The sequence below is a fragment of the Microcoleus sp. OTE_8_concoct_300 genome, assembly GCF_031383065.1.
In the GTDB taxonomy this organism is placed as follows: Bacteria; Cyanobacteriota; Cyanobacteriia; order Cyanobacteriales; family Microcoleaceae; genus Microcoleus.
Map to the genome: position 1 here is coordinate 1 of NZ_JANMZH010000781.1, position 2,462 is coordinate 2,462.

The following is a 2,462-nucleotide window of genomic DNA, read 5'->3' on the forward strand; positions in this document are numbered from 1 at the left end:
GAGCGATAGAGCGGAAAACTAGCTACGCATTCTCCGGTATCGTGACTCAAAAAACATAGTCCGCAAGCGGACTTAGGCTGGTCAGAACGGCTTGTTAGATTTCTCTTCCAAGCCTCATGCCTTTAGGCTGAGGTTCCTGACCCACTATTTTCAACCAATTTAACGAAACGCGGACTCCCGTTCGACCTTGTAACAGGCTGGTCAGTTTTGACAAAACTGTGGTTTACAAACCAGATAATTAAGCCTTTTTTAGGCATTGGTGTAATCATACGGCCCAGAATGTTAATCAGTCAAGTTAAGTATGACCAACTTTTGTAAACTTTTTGGCAATTTAGTCCATCTCCTGAAGGCTCAAACCCAGAGTCTGAGATCGTTTAACAAACGCCAACCTGTGGAATACCGTTTCGCCAAACAAGCGATAACCAGCGGGCGATCGCTCCACCGCAGGAGACAGCAAGCCCATCTCCTCATAGTAGCGAACAGTTTTCACCGACAAACCGCTACAGCCAGCTACGGAGCCAATTTTGTACAGTTTCTCGGCAACAGAAATATTCATAAACCAAGCATCCCAGATCGAAAGACTTTTCTGGCCCTATGTTTTACTGCATCAGATGCAGAGAGTCGATCGCCACCTCGCCGGGCCCCATTGCCCGGTAATCTTAATAAGGAGGATTTTTTTTAGACACGTTAAGCACGGGCAACTGGGGCCGAGAAGACTGAGGAGGAAGATAGTATTCGGCAGCAGGTGCGGGTTGTTCGGCTCCTGAGCGGTAAATTTGCCACCAGCGGAGAGCCATCGCCACCCCAGCGGTACCCAGCCCAAAAGCCAATAAAGAGCCACTCGCACCGATGCTGCCGATGGCTGCATCGACAACGCCCACTGTCACAACAAAGCTGGTAATTGGCTCTCTACGGTAAGCTGACCTCAAAAGTCGCGTCCACGAAGCATTCATTTGGTTTTACTCTGTTCTATATTTATTTACAATCTCTAAAACTTAGAGTGGGCGGAACGATCGGGATTTCTAGCAAGGGAGACTAGCTTCACCTAAATTCATCTTCTCGCCTGTGGGGAATTGTACGGGAGCGAGGCCAAATTGCCAAGCTTGTCAAATCAAAATTCCACCCGATATACAACACCTCCAACAGCCAGCTCTTAGATTCGGGGAACCGCTCTCTCTCGACAGAGAAGTCGCTCGGGTTGTCTGTAATTAATATTTTAATCAATTCCCGAATTTGTCGCGGTCAGCAGAAGTGACACCCGCTGCGGTTCCAGTCAAAACAAAGTGTGAGGCTGACCGCGCCATTGCTAAAATTAGTTGAGACCTAACCAGGACAGCAACCCCTGCCCTGTGACATACTCGATAATTAAAGTTAAAGAAAAACCGATCATCGCGGCTCGACCGTTAAGGCGTTCCGCGTAGCTGTTGAAGCCAAACTTTGGCTGTCCCAGTTTGGGAGTGACGGTGGGTTGTAGTTGTGTCATTGCTTTGGGTACCTTGCGATCGACGCTATTCAAATGTGAAATCCAATGTTAGTTACAATTCTTAAACATTGCTACTTCTATTATAAAGAGGGTTAACCGCCGTCAACCGTCCCCGAAGAGAAAAAACTGCTGCCCACTAAAGCCACTTAATTATACCCGCTCAAAATATGACTAATCAGTTAGATAACGATAAGCTTCCTGTCGCCGCACAGCGAGTAGCCTTTGCCCTTCGTACAACAGGCTGGGTTTGCTTCTGGGTACAGTTAGTGCTAGGGGTGGTAGCGGCGATCATTTTGCTCTTTGCCATCCCCTTCGCCATCCCTAGGGCTACCGCCGCTGGGGGTTCAAACAGTGCCGGCACCGGCGGCGGCGTATTTTTTGCCATTTGCGGGCTGGCCGTACTCGCTTACAGCGTATATCGCTCTTTCCGCTTCACCCGCTTGTCGAGACAACTGCGATCGCCCGCTAACGCTGTCCGCCCCAAAAAAGCAGACACCATCAAAGAGGTGCGACTGTCACTGATGAGCAACTTGTCAGGAATGGTGCTGACGCTGATCGGCGCAGAAGCCATCAGCGGCACGCTTTTAGCCAAATCTCTAGCTCAGCCGCAAGCCTTGTTCGGTGCCGCAGTCGATGTGGGCCGATTTATTCAGCCCCTAGATATATTTGTGGTACTCGCAAATACTCACGCCACAGTTGCCCACTTTGTAGGGATTTTCGGGGCTCTTTGGTTGCTCGATCGCATTCACAAGCAATAGAAAATTGGCATCGGGCATCGGGCATCGGGCATGGGGCATGGGGGCATGGGGCATCGGGCATCGGGCATGGGGCATCGGGCATGGGGAATAGGTAATTTGTTATTTGTTATTTGTTGTTTGTGATTAGAAAAACTACTAACAAGTAACCACTAACCACTAACTATGCCCAATTCCCAATGCCCAATTCCCAATTAGAATCGCTCACCAATCCCAAAGTGAAT

Annotated in this window: 4 protein-coding genes; 1 reads left to right on the forward strand and 3 read right to left on the reverse strand. The window is 49.2% G+C overall.

What is annotated here, in order from left to right:
• Window positions 1–331: 331 nt before the first annotated feature.
• The 3 genes from ACUVJL_RS34970 to ACUVJL_RS34980 all read right to left on the reverse strand — a co-directional run bounded on the left by ACUVJL_RS34970 (window position 332) and on the right by ACUVJL_RS34980 (window position 1,483).
• On the reverse strand, window positions 332–556 hold the full coding sequence (locus tag ACUVJL_RS34970) for a MerR family DNA-binding transcriptional regulator (protein ID WP_445250016.1): 225 nt from the start codon (window positions 554–556) through the stop codon (window positions 332–334).
• Window positions 557–659: 103 nt separating this feature from the next.
• Window positions 660–953 (reverse strand): hypothetical protein, encoded by a 294-nt coding sequence (locus ACUVJL_RS34975; RefSeq protein WP_333439067.1) that lies wholly within the window; start codon window positions 951–953, stop codon window positions 660–662.
• Window positions 954–1,312: 359 nt separating this feature from the next.
• A complete protein-coding gene (locus ACUVJL_RS34980) occupies window positions 1,313–1,483 on the reverse strand; it encodes a hypothetical protein (RefSeq protein WP_190742251.1) in 171 nt (56 codons plus the stop codon).
• Window positions 1,484–1,650: 167 nt separating this feature from the next.
• Here ACUVJL_RS34980 and ACUVJL_RS34985 point away from each other — a divergent pair, with 167 nt between their 5' ends.
• On the forward strand, window positions 1,651–2,241 hold the full coding sequence (locus tag ACUVJL_RS34985) for a DUF3611 family protein (RefSeq protein ID WP_445250017.1): 591 nt from the start codon (window positions 1,651–1,653) through the stop codon (window positions 2,239–2,241).
• Window positions 2,242–2,462 lie beyond the last annotated feature (221 nt).

Bases quoted from the DNA above. Each gene is read 5' to 3' on its own strand.
- ACUVJL_RS34970 (WP_445250016.1), bottom strand. From the start codon at position 556: ATGAATATTTCTGTTGCCGAGAAACTGTACAAAATTGGCTCCGTAGCT.
- ACUVJL_RS34975 (WP_333439067.1), bottom strand. From the start codon at position 953: ATGAATGCTTCGTGGACGCGACTTTTGAGGTCAGCTTACCGTAGAGAG.
- ACUVJL_RS34980 (WP_190742251.1), bottom strand. From the start codon at position 1,483: ATGACACAACTACAACCCACCGTCACTCCCAAACTGGGACAGCCAAAG.
- ACUVJL_RS34985 (WP_445250017.1), top strand. From the start codon at position 1,651: ATGACTAATCAGTTAGATAACGATAAGCTTCCTGTCGCCGCACAGCGA.